14 protein-coding genes are annotated in these 17,110 nt (G+C 66.2%); 5 read left to right on the top strand and 9 right to left on the bottom strand.

Features of this window, described 5'->3' with window-relative positions:
* Positions 1 to 120: 120 nt before the first annotated feature.
* Positions 121 to 729: a LemA family protein gene (locus tag PMI42_RS25125; protein ID WP_008139290.1), complete on the bottom strand. Its 609-nt coding sequence runs from the start codon at positions 727 to 729 to the stop codon at positions 121 to 123.
* A gap of 177 nt (positions 730 to 906) precedes the next feature.
* On the opposite strand from PMI42_RS25125, the gene PMI42_RS25120 reads away from it, so the two are divergent.
* From PMI42_RS25120 to PMI42_RS25110, 3 genes are read left to right on the top strand one after another with little or no spacing between them, the layout of a single operon-like run.
* Positions 907 to 1,761, top strand: a complete 855-nt coding sequence (locus PMI42_RS25120) for an enoyl-CoA hydratase (protein ID WP_008139289.1) — start codon at positions 907 to 909, stop codon at positions 1,759 to 1,761.
* A 3-nt stretch (positions 1,762 to 1,764) separates the two neighbouring features.
* Complete coding sequence (locus PMI42_RS25115; protein WP_008139288.1) at positions 1,765 to 2,913, top strand: acyl-CoA dehydrogenase family protein; 1,149 nt, start codon at positions 1,765 to 1,767, stop codon at positions 2,911 to 2,913.
* Positions 2,914 to 2,925: 12 nt separating this feature from the next.
* On the top strand, positions 2,926 to 4,122 hold the full coding sequence (locus PMI42_RS25110) for an acyl-CoA dehydrogenase family protein (RefSeq protein ID WP_008139287.1): 1,197 nt from the start codon (positions 2,926 to 2,928) through the stop codon (positions 4,120 to 4,122).
* Positions 4,123 to 4,244: 122 nt separating this feature from the next.
* Here PMI42_RS25110 and PMI42_RS25105 read toward each other — a convergent pair whose 3' ends face one another.
* The 3 genes from PMI42_RS25105 to PMI42_RS25095 all read right to left on the bottom strand — a co-directional run bounded on the left by PMI42_RS25105 (position 4,245) and on the right by PMI42_RS25095 (position 8,725).
* Positions 4,245 to 6,566, bottom strand: coding sequence for a xanthine dehydrogenase family protein molybdopterin-binding subunit (locus tag PMI42_RS25105; RefSeq protein ID WP_008139286.1), 2,322 nt, complete (start codon positions 6,564 to 6,566; stop codon positions 4,245 to 4,247).
* Positions 6,567 to 6,818: 252 nt separating this feature from the next.
* Entirely contained in the window at positions 6,819 to 7,694 is an 876-nt protein-coding gene (locus tag PMI42_RS25100; RefSeq protein ID WP_008139284.1) for a dihydrodipicolinate synthase family protein, read from the bottom strand.
* A 65-nt stretch (positions 7,695 to 7,759) separates the two neighbouring features.
* Positions 7,760 to 8,725 carry a VOC family protein gene (locus PMI42_RS25095; protein WP_008139282.1) on the bottom strand — a complete coding sequence of 322 codons (966 nt, stop codon included), beginning with the start codon at positions 8,723 to 8,725 and terminating at the stop codon, positions 7,760 to 7,762.
* A gap of 192 nt (positions 8,726 to 8,917) precedes the next feature.
* Here PMI42_RS25095 and PMI42_RS25090 point away from each other — a divergent pair, with 192 nt between their 5' ends.
* Both PMI42_RS25090 and PMI42_RS25085 read left to right on the top strand, forming a co-directional pair.
* Positions 8,918 to 9,781 carry a S1C family serine protease gene (locus tag PMI42_RS25090; RefSeq protein WP_008139281.1) on the top strand — a complete coding sequence of 288 codons (864 nt, stop codon included), beginning with the start codon at positions 8,918 to 8,920 and terminating at the stop codon, positions 9,779 to 9,781.
* On the top strand, positions 9,778 to 10,149 hold the full coding sequence (locus tag PMI42_RS25085; RefSeq protein WP_008139279.1) for a response regulator transcription factor: 372 nt from the start codon (positions 9,778 to 9,780) through the stop codon (positions 10,147 to 10,149). Before PMI42_RS25090 ends, PMI42_RS25085 begins: the two co-directional genes overlap by 4 nt.
* Positions 10,150 to 10,159: 10 nt before the next feature.
* On the opposite strand, the gene PMI42_RS25080 is transcribed toward PMI42_RS25085, so the two are convergent.
* From PMI42_RS25080 to PMI42_RS25060, 5 genes are all read right to left on the bottom strand, one after another.
* A complete protein-coding gene (locus PMI42_RS25080) occupies positions 10,160 to 11,401 on the bottom strand; it encodes an amidohydrolase family protein (RefSeq protein WP_008139278.1) in 1,242 nt (413 codons plus the stop codon).
* Positions 11,402 to 11,430: 29 nt separating this feature from the next.
* Positions 11,431 to 12,522, bottom strand: a complete 1,092-nt coding sequence (locus PMI42_RS25075) for a sensor histidine kinase (protein WP_008139276.1) — start codon at positions 12,520 to 12,522, stop codon at positions 11,431 to 11,433.
* A complete protein-coding gene (locus tag PMI42_RS25070; RefSeq protein ID WP_008139275.1) occupies positions 12,509 to 13,201 on the bottom strand; it encodes a response regulator transcription factor in 693 nt (230 codons plus the stop codon). Before PMI42_RS25070 ends, PMI42_RS25075 begins: the two co-directional genes overlap by 14 nt.
* Before the next feature lie 100 nt (positions 13,202 to 13,301).
* Positions 13,302 to 13,751 (bottom strand): hypothetical protein, encoded by a 450-nt coding sequence (locus tag PMI42_RS25065; RefSeq protein WP_008139274.1) that lies wholly within the window; start codon positions 13,749 to 13,751, stop codon positions 13,302 to 13,304.
* 271 nt (positions 13,752 to 14,022) lie between these two features.
* Positions 14,023 to 16,356: a Tex family protein gene (locus PMI42_RS25060; protein WP_008139271.1), complete on the bottom strand. Its 2,334-nt coding sequence runs from the start codon at positions 16,354 to 16,356 to the stop codon at positions 14,023 to 14,025.
* Positions 16,357 to 17,110: the final 754 nt, after the last annotated feature.

Genomic DNA, 17,110 nt, shown 5'->3' with positions numbered 1-17,110 from the left:
GATCCAGTATTCCAGAGACGCCAGCGAGATACGGCGAAGCCGCGGCGTACCGGATTCCCCGCCTTCGCGGGGAATGACAGCGGTGTGCGGGGCGAAGCGCATGCGCAAGATCGCGCGCACCTACTTCGACGGCGCTGGTGCAGCGTTAAAATCGACCTTCGGCGCGGTCGATATCTCCTTCTCGTTCTCGACCGAGAAGTTCGGCTTCTCCTTGTAGCCGAACATCATCGCGGTGAGGTTGCTCGGGAACGAGCGGATGGTGACGTTGTACTCCTGCACCGCCTTGATGTAGCGGTTGCGTGCGACCGTGATGCGGTTCTCGGTGCCCTCAAGCTGCGACATCAAATCCTTGAACAGCGCGTCCGACTTGAGCTGCGGATAGTTTTCCGTGACCACAAGAAGCCGCGACAGCGCGCTGGAGAGCTCGCCCTGGGCAGCCTGGAACTTCTGGAAGGAGGCAGGATCGTTCAGCACCTCCGGCGTCGCCTGGATGCTGCCGACCTTGGCGCGGGCGTTGGTGACGCCGAGCAGGACGTCCTTTTCCTGCTGCGCAAAGCCCTTCACCGAGTTGACCAGGTTCGGCACGAGGTCGGCGCGGCGCTGGTACTGGTTCACGACCTCCGACCAGTTGGCCTTGATCTGCTCGTCCTCGCTCTGGATCGCGTTGTAGCCGCAATTGGTCAGGCTGAGCGAGGCCAGCGCCGCCAGCACAGTGAGGATCTTGCGCATCAAATTTCTCCCGGTGGAATCGGGCGCAAGCTACCAGATTGAGCGCGCGCGGTGCCAGACATCTTGCGCCGGCGGCGCGAAAGCAGCCGACTGACGCAAGCCCCTTGCCTATCCCTGGCCGACATAGTCAACTTGGCGGAACAACAAGATCAAACTGGAAACGCCGGAGGAAGCACGATGTCCTCGTTCGAGACCATCCTCGTGGAGCGGCCGGAGCCGGCGATTGCCCGGATCGTGATGAACCGGCCCGAGGCGCGCAACGCGCAGAACCTGCAAATGACCTACGACCTCAACGCCGCCTTCGACGAGGCGGTGCAGGACGACGCGGTCAAGGTCATCATCCTCGCCGGCAACGGGCCGCACTTCTCCTCGGGCCATGACCTGCGCCCGGGCGGCAAGAATGAAGCAGGCGTCGATTTTCCGCCTGTAGGAAATTGGGGCGGCTTCGCTGAACCGAATGCGCATGGCCGTTTCGCGCGCGAGCAGGAAATATATCTCCAGATCACGCGGCGCTGGCGCAATCTCGCCAAGCCCACGATCGCCGAGGTGCATGGCAGATGTATCGCCGGAGGGTTGATGCTGGCCTGGGCCTGCGACCTCATCGTCGCCAGCGACGATGCGCAATTCTGCGATCCCGTCGTGACCATGGGCGTCTGCGGCGTCGAATGGTTCGTGCATCCCTGGGAACTCGGCCCGCGCAAGGCCAAGGAGTTCCTGTTCACCGCCGACAGCTGGAGCGCGCAGGAGGCCCATCAACTCGGCATGGTCAACCGGGTCGTGCCGCGCGCCGAACTCTCGGCGTCCGTGCTGGAGCTGGCGCGCCGGATCGCATCGAAGCCGTCCTTCGCGCTGAAGCTGACCAAGGAGGCGGTGAACCGCTCCGTCGACGTGATGGGACAGCCCGCCGCGATCGACCAGGCTTTTGCGCTGCATCAGCTCTGTCACGCCCATAACCTCCAGGAGTTCGGCATGGTGGTCGATCCATCGGGCCTTCATCCCTCCGTGCGCAAGCCGCCGGCGGCTGCGGAGTAGATCATGGACCTCAATCTCAGTGACGAGCAACGGCTGCTGCGCGAAAGCGCGGAACGTTTTGTTGCCGAAAGCTACGATGCCGACCATCGCCGCAAGATGGCGAACGATCCGCTCGGATACAGCCGCGCGGTGTGGAAACAATTCGCCGAGCTCGGTTGGCTGGCGCTGCCGATTCCGGAGGAGTTCGACGGGCTCGGCGGCGGCGCAGTCGAGATCGGCATCTTGATGGAAGCGTTTGGCCGCGGGCTGGTGTCGGAGCCGTATATCGCAACGGTCGTGCTTGGAGCTGCGCTGATCGATAGATGCGGCACCACCGAGCAGAAACAGGCGAGGCTGCCCAAGGTGGCGGACGGGTCGCTGAAGCTTGCCTTTGCGCATTCCGAGCGCGCCGCGCGGTTCGATCTCGCAAAGGTCGCGACCATCGCCCACAAGACGGCGCAAGGCTGGCGCCTCTCCGGCAGCAAGATCGTCGTGCTCGACGGCCATGCCGCCGACGAGATCATCGTCTCCGCGCATATCCATGATCATCAGGGGGCGTCGGGGCGGATCGGCCTGTTCACGGTCGCGGCGAAAACGCCGAGCCTTGCCGTCAGCGACTATGAGCGCCTTGGCGGCGGGCGGGCCTGCAACATCGAACTGTCCGGCGTCGAGCTGTCGGAGGGCGCCCTGCTGGGTGACGGCAGCGACGCACTGCCGGCCATCGAATGGGCCGTCGATCGCGCCATGGCCGCGTTGGGCGCCGAAGCCGTCGGCATCATGCAGACGCTGCTCGATACCACGCTGGAATACACCAAGATTCGAAAGCAGTTCGGCCGGCCGCTGTCCGCCAACCAGGTGATCCGCCACCGCCTCGCCGACATGGCCATGCAGGTCGACGAGGCACGCTCGATGGCCCTGCGCGCGGCGCTGAAGGTCGATGCCGTGCCGGTCGAACGGGCGCGCGCCGCGTCGGGCGCGAAAGCAAAAATCGGCAAATGCGCGCGCTTCGTCGGCGAGCAGTCGATCCAGCTTCACGGCGGCATGGGCGTCACCGAGGAGCTCGAGGTCGGCGCCTATTTCAAGCGGCTGGTCGCCTTCGACACGCTGTTCGGCGGCAGCGCGCATCATTATGGCCGCCACGCCCGGCTTGGCCGCACCACCGTTTCAGCCTGAAGGGAGCGCATCATGGACCTGTCGTTCAATGCCGAGGAGCGCGCCTTCCAGGACGAGGTGCGCGGTTTCATCGCGAAGAATCTCACTGACGAGATGAAGCGCGCCACAGCGCTGACGCCGTCGGTGTTCTCCGACCCTGACATCGGCATGGCCTGGCAGCGCGTGCTGCACCGGCAGGGGTGGGGCGCACCGGGCTGGCCGGTCGAACATGGCGGGCCGGACTGGACACCGGCGCAGCGCTGGATTTTCGAGACCGAAAGCGCGCGGGCCGGCGTGCCCAATGTCAACGTGATGGGCGTGAAGATGGTCGGGCCCGTCATCATCGGCTTCGGTTCGCCGGAGCAGAAGAATTTTTACCTGCCGCGGATTCTGTCCGGCGAGGATTACTGGTGCCAGGGCTATTCCGAGCCGGGCTCCGGCTCCGACCTCTCCTCGCTGAAGACGCGCGCGGTGCGCGACGGCGACGACTATATCATCAACGGCACCAAGATCTGGACCACGCATGCGCATCACGCCAACCGCATGTTCGCGCTGGTGCGCACCAGTGATGGACCGCGGCAGCAGGACGGCATCAGTTTTATACTGATCGACATGACGACGCCGGGGATCACGACGCGTCCGATCCTGACCATCGGCGGAGACCACGAGGTCAATCAGGTGTTCTTCGACGATGTGCGCGTGCCCGTCGCCAACCGCGTCGGCGAGGAAGGCAAAGGCTGGACCTACGGCAAATATCTGCTCGAATTCGAGCGCGGTTCGGGCATTGCATCGGCGAAGCTGCGCGAAGGGTTGAAGGCGATCGCGGAGCTGGCCGAGTCGGATTTGACCGGACGCGCGATCGACAGTCCTGATATCGCCACGCGCATCTCGGAGGTCGAGGTCGACATCGACGCGCTTGAAATGACCGAGCTGCGCGTGCTGTCGGCGCTCCAGACCGGGCAAAATCCCGGCGCGGTGTCGTCGATCCTGAAGCTGCGCAACAGCGAGATCCGCCAGGCGGTGACGCGGCTGGGTGTCGACGTGATCGGCCATGACGCGCTCGCGGTCGAGCCGATGCGCCCGCTCTACAAGCTCAACCACGCGCCGGCGACGCCGGAGGAGATGCTGACGGTGGTGCCGGAATATCTCAACGGCCGCGCCTACACGATCTTCGGCGGCACGTCGGAGATCCAGCGCGATATCATCGCGAAGATGATGCTGGGGATTTGAAGGGCTACGACTCTCTCCTTCGTCATTGCGAGGAGCCCTTGCGACGAAGCAATCCAGACCGCTTCCACGGAGGGACTCTGGATTGCTTCGCTGCGCTCGCAATGACGGTGTAATTGAAAGCCTTAGCCCACCTGCGCGTCCCTGATCGCCTGCCAGATCTTCTGCGGCGTCAGCGGCGTGTTCAGCTGGGTGATGCCGAGCTCGGCGAGCGCGTCCATCACGCCGTTGGTGACGCAGGGCGGGCCGCCGATGGCGCCGGACTCGCCGCAGCCCTTGGCGCCGAGCGGATTGGTGCGGCAGGGCGCGGAATCGTCCAGCGTGACCACGATCGGCGGCACGTCGTCGGCGCGCGGGATGCAGTAATCCTGATAGCTCGCGGTGAGGAGCTGGCCGTCGGCGTCGTAGGAGACGCCTTCATAGAGCGCCTGGCCGATACCCTGCGCGACGCCGCCATGGATCTGGCCGGTGACCAGCATCGGGTTCACGGCGACGCCGACGTCGTCAACGGTGGTGTAGCGCACGACCTTGGACACGCCGGTCTCCGGATCGATCTCGACCTCGCAGATATGCGTGCCGTTCGGCCAGCTGGGGCCATCCACCTCACCTTCGGAATCCACGCTGAGCCTGGCGCCGCCTTCCTTCTCGGCGATATCGAACAGGCTGATGCGACGGTCGGTGCCGACCACGGTGAGCATGCCGCCCTGGTACTCGATGTCCTCGACCGAGGTCTCGAGCACGTTGGCCGCCTTCTCGCGCGCCTTCTGGATCAGGTCATTCGAGGAGACCGCGACCGCCGTGCCGCCGACGAACAGCGAGCGTGAGCCGACGCTGCCAAAGCCCATGGCGAGATCCGTGTCGCCCTGGACGACGTCGATCTTCTCCATGGGGATGCCGAGCGTGTCGGAGATCATCTGGGTGTAGGTGGTCTGCAGTCCCTGCCCCATCGCCATGGTGCCGGAATGCAGCACGACGCGGCCCTGCGAGGTCGCGTGCAGGCTGACCTTCTCGGTGTGGGCGCGGCCACCGGTCCATTCGATGTAGGAGGTGAGGCCGCGGCCGTAGAGCAGGCCCTTTTTCTTGGCCGCCTTCTTGCGCGCGGCAAAGCCGTCCCAGTCGGCAAGCTTCACGGCGCGATCGAGCATGTGGGCGAAGGCGCCGGAATCGTACACCTGGCCGGCAGCATTGGTGTAGGGCAGTTGCGCGGGCTTGATGTAATTGGCCTTGCGGATCGCGCGCGGATCCATGCCGATCTTTCGCGCGGCGGCGTCGAACAGGCGCTCGACGATGAAGACCGCTTCAGGGCGGCCCGCGCCGCGATAGGCGCCGACGGGCGCGGTGTGGGTCATCACCGACTTCACCTCGAAATGCACCAGCGGCAGATCGTAGACGCCGGTCTGCACGAACGGCCCGAGCACCAGCGGAATGATGTTGGCCGCGCCCGAGGAATAGGCGCCGGTGCAGCCGATCGACTTGACGCGATAGGCCAGCACCTTGCCCTTCTCGTCGAGCGCAAAGGACGCGGTCGAGGTCAGATCGCGGCCATGGGTGCCGCCGACGAATTCGTCGGTGCGGTCGCCGCGCCAGCGGATCTTCTTGCTCAGCTTGGTCGCGGCGTAGGCGACGATGCCGTCTTCCGGATAGAGGTTGGTCTTCTGGCCAAACCCGCCGCCGATGTCGCCCACCAGCACGCGGACGCTGTCCTTGGGACGCTTGAGCACGGCTTCCGCCAGCACGTCGCGGGTCGAGGCCGGCGTCTGCGACTGCACATGCAGCAGGAGACGACCGGTGGCCTTGTCGATCTCGGCGATGGTCGAGCGCGGCTCCATCGCGGAGGGCACGAGACGCTGGCTGACGATGTCGAGCTCGACCGTATGCGCGGCCTTTGCAAAAGCCTCGTCCACCTTGGCGGCATCGCCGTAAGCCATCGCGCCGACGATGTTGTCGGGCGCCTCCGGCCACACCAATGGTGCGCCGGGCTTGACGGCTTCGACGGGATCGACCACCGCGGGCTGGACGTCATATTCGACCACGATCGCTTCGGCCGCGCTCTGCGCCTCCGCACGCGAGGCCGCGACCACCGCCGCCACCGCTTCGCCAGTGTAGCGCACGATCTCATGGGCGAGCAGGCGGCGCGGCGGCACCGTCATCGGCTTGCCGTCGGGGCGCTTGAAGATGCTCAAGGTCGGGATGGTGCCAATATCGTCCTTGACGAGGTCAGCGCCGGTATAGATCGCGGCGACGCCCGGCATCGCTGCCGCAGCGCTGCTGTCGATCGAGACGATCTTCGCGTGGGCATGCGGCGAGCGCAGCACATGCAACCACAGCGCGCCGTCCTGCGGCTTGTCGTCGATGAATTGCCCCTTCCCGGTCAGCAGCCGCTGGTCTTCCAAACGCTTGACGGGCTGGCCCGCTCCGAAACGCAAATTGCCGGGAAGAATGTTCATTCCGCTGGGTCCTCAGGGTCTTTTCGAAACTGCGGGCAGCCTTTTAGCGGATCGACCGGGGGCATACCAGCCGTGGTTTTGGGCGGGATATCCACGGATTTGGCATGCCGTCCCGTAAATCCGAGATTCCGTAGGGTGGGCAAAGGCGCACTTGCGCCGTGCCCACCATTTCTCAGCGGACGTGATCAGGTGGTGGGCACGCTACGCTTTGCCCACCCTACGGCACCAGACCATGTCGGGAATGACAGCTCTCTACGCCAGCTCCCGCAGCGCCGCTTCCACCACCTTGCGGGCCTCGGCGGTCAGCGGAGCCTGCGGCGGGATGGGTTCGCCGACGTCGTAGCCCTGGATCGAAAGGCCGGCCTTGATGCAGGCGGCGAGGTTGAAGCGGGCGAAGGCTTCATTGATGCGCCAGAGCCTGCGCTGGAGCGCCATGGCCTCGTCCCAGCGGCCGGCCTTGCAGAGGTCGTAGAGCGCGACGCTTTGGCGCGGGATGATGCAGGCGGGGCCCGCCATCCAGCCGAGGCCACCGATCAGCATCACCGCGGCCGGGATATGGGCGGAGGCCGAGAACACCCGCAAGGCATCGCCGCAGCGGCTCATGATCGAGAGCAGCCGGCCGGTATTGGTCGAGGCATCCTTGATGTAGCCGATGCGCGGATGCTCGGCGAGGCGCGCGATCACGTCGAGGGTGAGATCGGAGCGCTGGAATTGCGGATTGGTGTAGATGACGACGGGAATGTCCACGGCGTCCGCGATGGCGCGGAAATAGGATTCGACCTGGGCGTCCGCGAGCGGGAAGTACGCCTCCAGGATCGCCAGAATGCCGTTCGCGCCGAGCTTCTGGTACGCCTTCGCCTGCGCCACCGCCTCAGCCGTCGAGGTGGAGGCCACACCGGCCACGACAGGCACGCGGCCCTTTGCGGCCTCGATCGTGGTCTGCACGATCGCGCTGCGCTGCGCGGCATTGAGATAGGCGAACTCGCCGGTGGAGCCGAGCGGCGTGAGCCCGTGCACGCCGGCGGCGATCAGGTCGTCGCAGAGCTTTGCGAGCACGTTGGTGCGCACCGTGCCGTCGGCACCGACGGGCGAGACGAGATAGGGGAAGACGCCGTGAAAATCGGACATGTCAGCGCGTGGCTCCCGGAGACTGGTTTGCAGCTGACGGGTATTAGCAATGCCCGTGCAGGCGATCAAATCCTGAGCAGCCGCACCCGCGTGCCCCAGGGATCGATCGCCTCCACGCCGTCGGCGAGCGTTGTGACCTGCGTGCCGCCCTTGCGCAGGCGCTCCGCCTGCGCGGCGAGAATCTCCTGCTTCGCCGTCACCAGCGAAAACCAGGCCAGCCCCGTGGTCTGATCGTCGCGCTGGCCGGCGCCCTGGCTCTGCCAGACATTCATGCCGAGGTGATGGTGATAGCGCCCCGACGACAGGAACGCGGCGCCGTTGCGGCTGCGGGTCGGGTCGAGGCCGATCGTACCGTGGTAAAAGCCGTGTGCCTGCGCGAGATCGCCGACGCGCAGATGCATGTGGCCGATGCGCAAGCCGTCCGGCGCCCTGGCATAATCGGGCACGCGCGGATTGGTCAGCGACAGCAGGTCGGGAATGTTGAGCTCGTCGGACGCCATCTTCACGCTGCCCTCGCTCCACTGCCATTGCGAGGGATCGCGGTCGGCGTAAACCTCGATGCCGTTGCCTTCAGGGTCGTCGAGATAGACGGATTCGCTGACGAGATGATCGGCAAAGCCGGACAGCTTCACGCGATGCGAGGCGGCTGCGACCAGCCAGCGGGCGAGATCCTTCCGCGTCGGCATCAGGAAGGCGGTATGGTAGAGGCCGGCGGCATTGCGCGGCTCGATCGCGGCATCGGGGCGGGCCTCCAGCACCAGCAGCGTGATGCCTGATGTGCCGAGCTTCGCAGCTGTCGCCGAACGCTCCATCACGGTCAGCCCGATCACGTCGCGGTAGTAATCGGCAACCGTATCGAGACTCCTGACCCGGAGCGTCACCATGCCGACCCGCATCGGCGTGCGGCTGGCATAGGTCGGCCCGGTACCCTGCAGGTTACCCTCGGCGCGCGCAGCAGCTGCGGCGGCCACAGCGAGCGAGCTGGCGCCGGCGAGTTGAAGCAGGGTGCGGCGGGTGAGATCGATGGTCATCGGTCAGGGCTCGCTGAAAACGCTTAGGGCCATACGGTGCAATCTGGCCGTTGCTACACGTTCCCGTGAGCGGCTCCCAATCACATGTTCGTCGGCGTGGTCTGCCGGAGGCCTGTCTCGGTCCTGCCCACCCGGCCAGTTTCGCAATCGGCCGCGACATCCCAGATTGAGGGCAGCTTACAGGAGCCTGCCATGACCGATTCGACCCTGTCCTCACTGTCGTCCGCGCTCGCGGATGTGGTGGCGCGCACCGCGCCCTCAATCGTCTCCGTGCATTCGCATCGCTCCCGCTCGACCGGCTTCGTCTGGAAGAGCGGCCTGATCGTGACCGCCGACGAGGCGCTGGCCGACGAAGGCGAGGTCGAGATCGGCCTCGCCGATGGCAGCCGGGTCGCCGCTACGATCGCGGGCCGGGACCACACCACCGACATCGCGCTGCTGCGCACCGATGCCGGTGTCGCGCCGATCAAGCTCGCCGCGACGGTCCCGCCGCTCGGCGCCCTGTCGGTGGTGGTCGCCACCAATCGCGAGACGCCGAGTGCGGCGCTCGGGATGGTCTCGGCATCCGGCAAGGGCTGGCGCTCCCTGCGCGGGGGCGACATCGATGCGCGGATCGAGCTCGACATTCGCCTGCGCCCCAGCCAGGAGGGCGGCCTTGCGCTCGATGCGTCGGGCGGAGCCTTCGGCATGGCCGTGCTCGGACCGCGCCGCGTGCTGGTGATTCCGACGGCGACGATCGAGCGCATCGCGCCGCTGCTCGAGGCGCGCGGCCGTGTCGCCCGCGGATATCTCGGGCTCGGGCTCCAGCCGGTGCAGCTCGACGACGGTGTCGGGGCCATGGTGATGAACGTCGACAAGGCCGGACCCTCGGCCGCCGCCGGCATCCGCCAGGGCGACGTGATCGTCGCGGTCAACGACCAGAAGCTCTCGGGCGTGCGCGCGCTGTCGCGAACGCTTGGGCCGGCCAGCGTCGGCGTGGTCGTCGATGTCGCGGTGCGCCGCGGCGGCGAGCCGGTCAGCTTCAAGGTCACGGTCGGCGAGAGGCCGGAGGCGTGAGCGCGGACAGGACGGCCGAGATCGTATTGTCGCTGGAGATCGACGATCCCGCGCTGGCCGATCGGCTGGCGGCGCTGCTCGGCCATGTCGCCGGGCTTCGCCTCGCCGCGCCCGGCGAGCAAGCCGCGGCGACGATTGTCGCACGCGATCCGCGCAGCATGCCCGCGGACATCGCGCTGACCCAGCGCGAGCTCGACGTGCTGGCGCTGATGGCGGAAGGCGCCTCCAACAAGATGATCGCGCGCCAGCTCAACATCTCCGTGCACACGGTGAAATTCCATGTCGGCTCGCTGCTCGACAAGCTCGACGCCACCGGCCGCACCGATGCGGTGGCACATGCGGCCCGTCGCGGGGTGATCGAGCTGTAGAGGACGCACATCAATCGCCGGGCGCGGCCTGTGCCAGCGCGCGCATGCGCTCGGTGTCGACCACACGGCCATGGCTGATGACGACACGCGGCGGAGCATGGAAGCGCAGCGCTTCGGTGACATCGCCCTGGTCGAGAATGACGAGATTCGCCGTGCAACCGAGCCCGAGGCCGTAGCGTTCCAGATTCATCGCCGTCGCGGCGCGCGTGGTGATCATGTCGTAGAGCGTCTCGAACTCGCTCTTTCCGGTCATCCACAACAGATGCGAGGCCAGGAACGCCACTTCCAGCATGTTGTTGCGGCCGAACGGATAATAGGCGTCGGAAATGTCGTCCTGCCCGAGGCAGACATTGATGTCGGCGCCCAGCAGCTCCTTCACACGCGCATGCAGCGGACCGTTATGCGGATTGCTGACGACGCTGATGCGGGCCTTTTCGAGCAGCACAGTCAGCTCGCGAAGGTAATTCTCGGGATAGAGCGCCATCGCCCGGCAGTGATGGGCGAGCGCCCGGCCCTCGATGCCGCGGGCGATCACCGCACGCGCCATCATGTCGAGCGTACGCATATCGGAATCGCCGACGTCGTCCAGCAGCATCGAGACGTCGGCGCCGTGCTCGGCGGCGAGGTCGAAGCAGAAGTCGATGTGGCGGCGCATGTCCCGTTCATCGGCTTCGATCCAGGGAATGCCGCCGACGACATCGGCCCCGAGCGCCATCGCCTTGCGCATCAGGCCGTCGGCGCCGGGCTCGCGCAGCAGGCCGTCCTGCGGAAAGGCGACGACCTGGATATCGACGATGCCGCGAAACTCCTCGCGGATGGCGAGCAGTGACTTGACGCCCTCGAGCCGGGCCTTGGTGTCAACGTCGGCGAAGGCGCGGATGTGGAGATTGCCGTGGAGCGCGGCGAGTGCCACGGCGCGCCGCGCGTTCGGAACGATCCAGGAGGCATCGTACTTGCTCTTCACCACCGCGGCGAGATCGACCGCCCTCGCCGCCTCGCTCATGCCGCCGCCCTGATAGGCCTCCAGCGCCGCCTCCGACATCATCGGCAAGGTCCAGACCTTGCAGAGATGCAGGTGCGGATTGACGAAGGCAGGCGTCACCAGGCAGCCTTTGGCATCGACGAAGGATTGCGCGCCGGTTTCCAGCCGGCTTCCGATCGCGGTGATCACGCCGTCGGTGATGGCGATGTCGACGATCTCGCGGTTGCGCGTGCGGGCATTGGTGATGACGAGGTCTGGCAGACGGGACATTGCAGGACTTCCACGCGGTACCAGTGCAATCATGCAAGTTGGGTGCCGCTCTGCGCAGGCGGCGGAAACCGGAGCTGGACCGTCAGGCCCGGCGCGTTTTCCTGCAGCGCGATCTCGGCGCCATGGAGGCGTGCGACCGCGGCGACGAGGCTGAGGCCCAGGCCGTTGCCCGGCGTGTAGCGGCTCTGCTCGAGCCGGTAGAAGCGCTTGAAGACGTGATCGCGCTCCCCCGCAGGGATACCGGGACCATTGTCGGTAATCGCGATGTCGGCGCCGCCATCGGCGCTGCGACAGGTCACCGTCACCTGCCCGCCCTTGCGGCCGTGCTTGATCGCGTTGTCGACCAGGTTGGCGACGGCGTCGAACAGCAGGTCGCGGTCGCCGGTGATCGCAACCTCGCGGTCGCCACTGATGCTGAGGCGCGTTGCGACCTGCTCGGCCGCGGCGTCGTAGAGCTCGACGACTTCGCCGGCAATTTCCGTCAGGTTCAGCGCGCGAAATGCGCTCCGGCGGGCGCGGGTCTCGATCTCCGAGATCCGCGTGATGGAGGCGAACATGCCGAGCACGGCATCAAGGTCGGCAATGGTGTCGCCGATCAGCGCCGCATCGGCCTCGCCGTTGCGCTCATGGTGATAGGCCTTTTCAAGCCGGCCGCGCATCCGCGTCAGCGGCGTGCGCAGATCGTGGGCGACGTTGTCGCTGACCTGCTTGACCTCGCCCATCAGCGTCTCGATGCGGTCGAGCATCTGGTTGAGGTTTTCGGCGGCGCGGTCCCATTCGTCGTGGCTGCCGCGCAGGGGAATGCGCCGGTCGAGGCCCGACAGCATGATGGCGCGGCTGGTGGCGTTGATCTCCTCGATGCGGCCGACCGTCCGCCGCGTCACCAGCACCGCGGCAAGGCCCGCCAGCACCAGCAGCAGCGCGGCGACCGCGGCCATGGCGAGCTGGATCATCGCGGTGAAGCCGCTGTGATCGCCGGCGTCACCGACCCGGCTCTCCACGTAGGCGATCGTTCCGAAATAGACATAGGCCATGATGGCGGCGACGATCAGGCCGAACGCCGCGATCGCGATCAGCGCCAGGCGGAACGTGGAGGAGCGGAGCGTTTTAACCAGGAGCACGGAGGCAATATCCGATGCCGCGGATGGTGTGGATCAGCGGATAGGCCTGGGCATCGTCGACCTTGCGGCGGACGCGCCCGACATAGACGTCGATGATGTTGGTGGAGGGATCGAAATGCAGGTCCCAGACGTGCTGGAGCAGCATTGCGCGGGAGACGACGCGGCCCTCGTTCCGGACGAGATATTCGAGCAGCTGGAATTCCCGCGGCAGCAGCGGAATCTTGCGGCCGCGGCGGCTGGCATTGCGCGCGATCAGGTCGATGGCGAGGTCGCCGACGCGCAGCACCGTTTCCTTGGCGACGGTCTCGCTGCGGCGGCCGAGCGCCTCGAGGCGCGCCAGCAGCTCGACGAAGGAAAACGGCTTGACGAGATAGTCGTCGCCGCCGGCGCGCAGGCCGCGGACGCGGTCGTCGACCTCGCCGAGCGCGGAGATGATCAGGAAGGGGGAAGCGACACCGTCGTCGCGCAATTGCCGCATCACCGCGATGCCGTCGATGTCGGGCAGCATGCGGTCGATGGTGATCACGGCATAGTCGCGCGCGGCGCCATGACTGAGCGCCTCACGGCCCGTGGCGGCAAGATCGACGTCATAGCCGGAGGTCGTCAATTCCTCGACGAGCTGGCCTGCGGTTTCCGGATCGTCCTCGACGACCAGGATGCGGCGGTGACCTCCGGTCATGCAATACTCCGCGCGACGATCGCCACCAGACTATCCCGTTCCGGGGCAAGGCGAAACAGCCCGATGGCGATCGCGACAATGGTGCGGTACGGCGATGCGACTACCAATAGTCTCCGCACACATTGACCCATTGCCAGCCATAGGGCGTCCAGCTCCTGCGCCAGCAACCATCGTTGTAGCCGGCGTAATAATAGGGCGCGCCGAAGACGGCGAAACGGCGGAAGTGATGGTGACGGAAGACGCCGTGGTGGCCATGCCAGCCTGCGCCGGCGAAGCGCGGGCCGATCGCGGCATGCGCGAAACGTGCCCCGCCGAAGCCCGATCCGGCGAAACGGGCACCACCCATGCCGCCAGCTCGCATGCCGCCGAAGCCACCGGCATGCATGCCTCCGCCGAAATGCGCACCGCCGCCAAAGCCGCCATGTCCGCCACCGCCAAAGCCGCCGCCGTGACCTCCACCACCGCCGCCACGGGCGAGCACCGGTGAAGCGAGCGCCATCATCGCTGCGAGCGTCGCCGCGGTGAGGCCTTTGAGAAGCCTGTTGTTCATCGAACCATCCTCCTTGCAGTGCGGCGGTCACGGTGCCGCACGAGGACGATCAGATGAGGAGAACGGGCTCCCGCCTTCAACTTACAAATGCGCCAGATTCTGACGCGGGTGTCAGGGAGCGCTGCTCTCTCCCCGTCATTGCGAGCGTAGCGAAGCAATCCAGAGTCTTTCCGCGGAGGCAGTCTGGATTGCTTCGCTGCGCTCGCAATGACGATGTGGATGGAGCGCGATCCGGCCTCTCCCCGCTCTTCCGCGGGGAGAGGTCAGGGACTCACGCCCGCTTGCCGTTGTTCTTCTCGGCTGCGCGACGCAGGGCTTCTGCCAGCGCGCCGCCGCCGGACGATTCCTGCTTGCGCGGCGCCGAAGAGGTCATGCGGCTGGCATTGCGCTGGCTGTTGTCGCGCTGCATGCCGGGCGCGTCCTTCTTGGCGCCGACCTCGTCGTCGAGGCGCAAGGTCAGCGAGATGCGCTTGCGGGCGACCTCGAAGTCCAGCACCTTGACCTTGACGATGTCGCCGGGCTTCACCACCTCGCGCGGATCCTTGATGTAGTTCCTGGACATCGCGGAGATGTGCACGAGGCCGTCCTGGTGCACGCCGATATCGACGAAGGCGCCGAAGGCGGCGACGTTGGTGACGGTGCCCTCGAGGATCATGCCCTTCTGGAGATGCTTGATCTCCTCGACGCCTTCCTTGAACACGGCGGCCTTGAACGCCGGACGCGGGTCGCGGCCGGGCTTTTCCAATTCCTTCAGGATATCGGTGACGGTCGGCAGACCGAAGGTCTCGTCGACGAAGTCCTTCGGCTTGAGCGTGCGCACGATCTCGCTGCTGCCGATCAGCGCCTTGATGTCGCTCTTGGTCGCCGCGAGAATCCGCCGCACCACCGGATAGGCTTCCGGATGCACGCCGGAGGCGTCGAGCGGATCTTCGCCGCCGAGGATGCGCAGGAAGCCCGCGCACTGCTCGAACGCCTTCGGGCCGAGCCGCGGCACCTCCTTGAGCGCCTTGCGCGACTTGAACGGGCCGTTGGCGTCGCGATGCGCCACGATGCTCTGGGCGAGGCCGGAGCCGACGCCCGACACGCGCGCGAGCAGCGGCGCCGAGGCGGTGTTGACGTCGACGCCGACGGCGTTCACGCAGTCTTCGACCACGGCATCGAGCGATTTTGCCAGCTTGGCCTGGCCGAGATCGTGCTGATACTGACCGACGCCGATCGCCTTGGGCTCGATCTTGACCAGCTCGGCGAGCGGATCCTGCAGGCGCCGCGCGATCGAGACCGCGCCGCGCAAGGTGACGTCGAGACCGGGCAATTCCTCCGAGGCGAAGGCCGAGGCCGAATAGACCGACGCGCCGGCTTCCGACACCACGATCTTGTTCATCTTCAAGTCGGGCAGTCCCTTGACCAACTCGCCCGCGAGCTTGTCGGTCTCGCGCGAGGCGGTGCCGTTGCCGATCGCAATCAGCTCGACGCGATGCTTGAGCGCGAGCTTGCCGAGGATCGCCAGCGCCTCATTCCACTGCCGCTGCGGCTCGTGCGGATAGATCACGGCGGTATCGACCACCTTGCCGGTCGCGTCGGTGACGGCGACCTTGACGCCGGTGCGGTAGCCGGGATCGAGTCCCATGGTGGCGCGGGTGCCGGCGGGCGCCGCCAGCAGCAGATCGCGCAGATTGGAGGCGAACACGCGCACGGCTTCGGTCTCGGCCGCGTTCCACAGCCGCATGCGCAGATCGATATTGAGATGCACCTGGATCTTGGTGCGCCAGGCCCAGCGCACGGTGTCGACCAGCCAGCGGTCGCCGGCGCGCTTGAGGTCGGCGATGCCGAACCGCTTCATGATCTTCAACTCGTAGGCGCCCGGCACGCCGGCGGGCGGCGCTTCTTCAGCCTGGATTTGCAGATCGAGGATTTCTTCCTTCTCGCCGCGGAACATCGCGAGGATGCGGTGCGACGGCAGTTTCGTCAGCGGCTCGGAGAACTCGAAATAGTCGGCGAATTTCTCGCCCTCGGTCTTCTTGCAGTCGCGCACCTTGGAGGCCATCCGCGCATTGGTCCACATGTCCTCGCGCAGCGCGCCGATCAAATCGGCGTCCTCGTCGAAACGTTCGACCAAGATGGCGCGGGCGCCGTCGAGCGCGGCCGTGGCATCGGCAACGCCCTTCTCGGCATTGACATAGCTTTCCGCCACCACCTTCGGGTCGTTGCCGGGTTCAGCCATCAGCTGATTGGCGAGCGGCTCGAGGCCGGCCTCCTTGGCAATCTCCGCCTTGGTGCGGCGCTTCGGCTTGAACGGCAGATAGATGTCTTCCAGGCGCGCCTTGCTGTCAGCGGCCATGATCGAGGCTTCCAGTGCGGCATCGAGCTTGCCCTGCTCGCGGACCGATTCGAGGATGGCCTTGCGGCGGTCTTCCAGCTCGCGCAAATAGCCCAGGCGCTCCTCCAGGGTGCGCAATTGCGCGTCATCGAGCGCACCGGTCGCTTCCTTGCGGTAGCGGGCGATGAAGGGAACCGTGGCGCCGCCGTCGAGCAGCGCCACCGTCGCCTCGACCTGCTCCGCCCGTACCCCAAGCTCCTGCGCAATTTTCTGGTTGATATTTGCCACGCGAGAATCCCTCTATATCCAAGCACGCGACGCGGGGGGCGAACCACCGGCAGCGGGACGCCGCTTATGGACCAACCGAGGTTGATTCATCAAGGTGCGGCGCGCAACCGTCGACAGAGGATTTTTTGTCGAACCGATGCGATCTCGCCACAATCGTGGGGATGCACGGGGTCTTCCTCTTGCTTCGATCAAGTTACCCGTCATCCTGAGGTGCGCGGCATGGGACGCAACGCGTTCCATGGGGAGCCTCGAAACGACGAACGGCCCGGATGCAGCCGGGCCGTCGCCCTTCGAGGCTTGCTCCGCGGCGCGCGCACCTCCAGCGACAACGGCTACGCCGTTGCGCGGGGGTGACGGTGAGAGAGCTGCGCGCTGCGTCCACCCTCGTCATTGCGAGGAGCGAAGCGACAAAGCAATCCAGAATCCCTCCGCGGAAAGACTCTGGATTGCTTCGCTTCGCTCGCAATGACGGAGTATGAGGCGGCAACGCCGCTCTTTCGGCTTGCATTTGAATCGCAGACGCGCCTTCTCACTCTCGCGGCGCAATTCGCCCGAGCTTTGCCTGGTCACTCCACCCTCCTAGCCAAGAGGGCGCAGGGAAGACCGGGTGCTGACCTCGCACCCGCGGTCCGCTGCGCAAAAATGTAGCGCAAAAGAACCGCACAGCAGCATACAGGTGGTGCCAATCACTCGGCCTTCCCTGCGCGATGGTCGGACGGCTTATGCCGTGCTCTCCCGGGAGCCGAACTTTCCT

It is taken from the genome of Bradyrhizobium sp. YR681 (genome assembly GCF_000282615.1).
Lineage (GTDB): Bacteria > Pseudomonadota > Alphaproteobacteria > Rhizobiales > Xanthobacteraceae > Bradyrhizobium.
The sequence above is the reverse complement of the archived record's forward strand: the minus strand, read 5'-3'. Positions and strand labels throughout refer to the sequence as shown.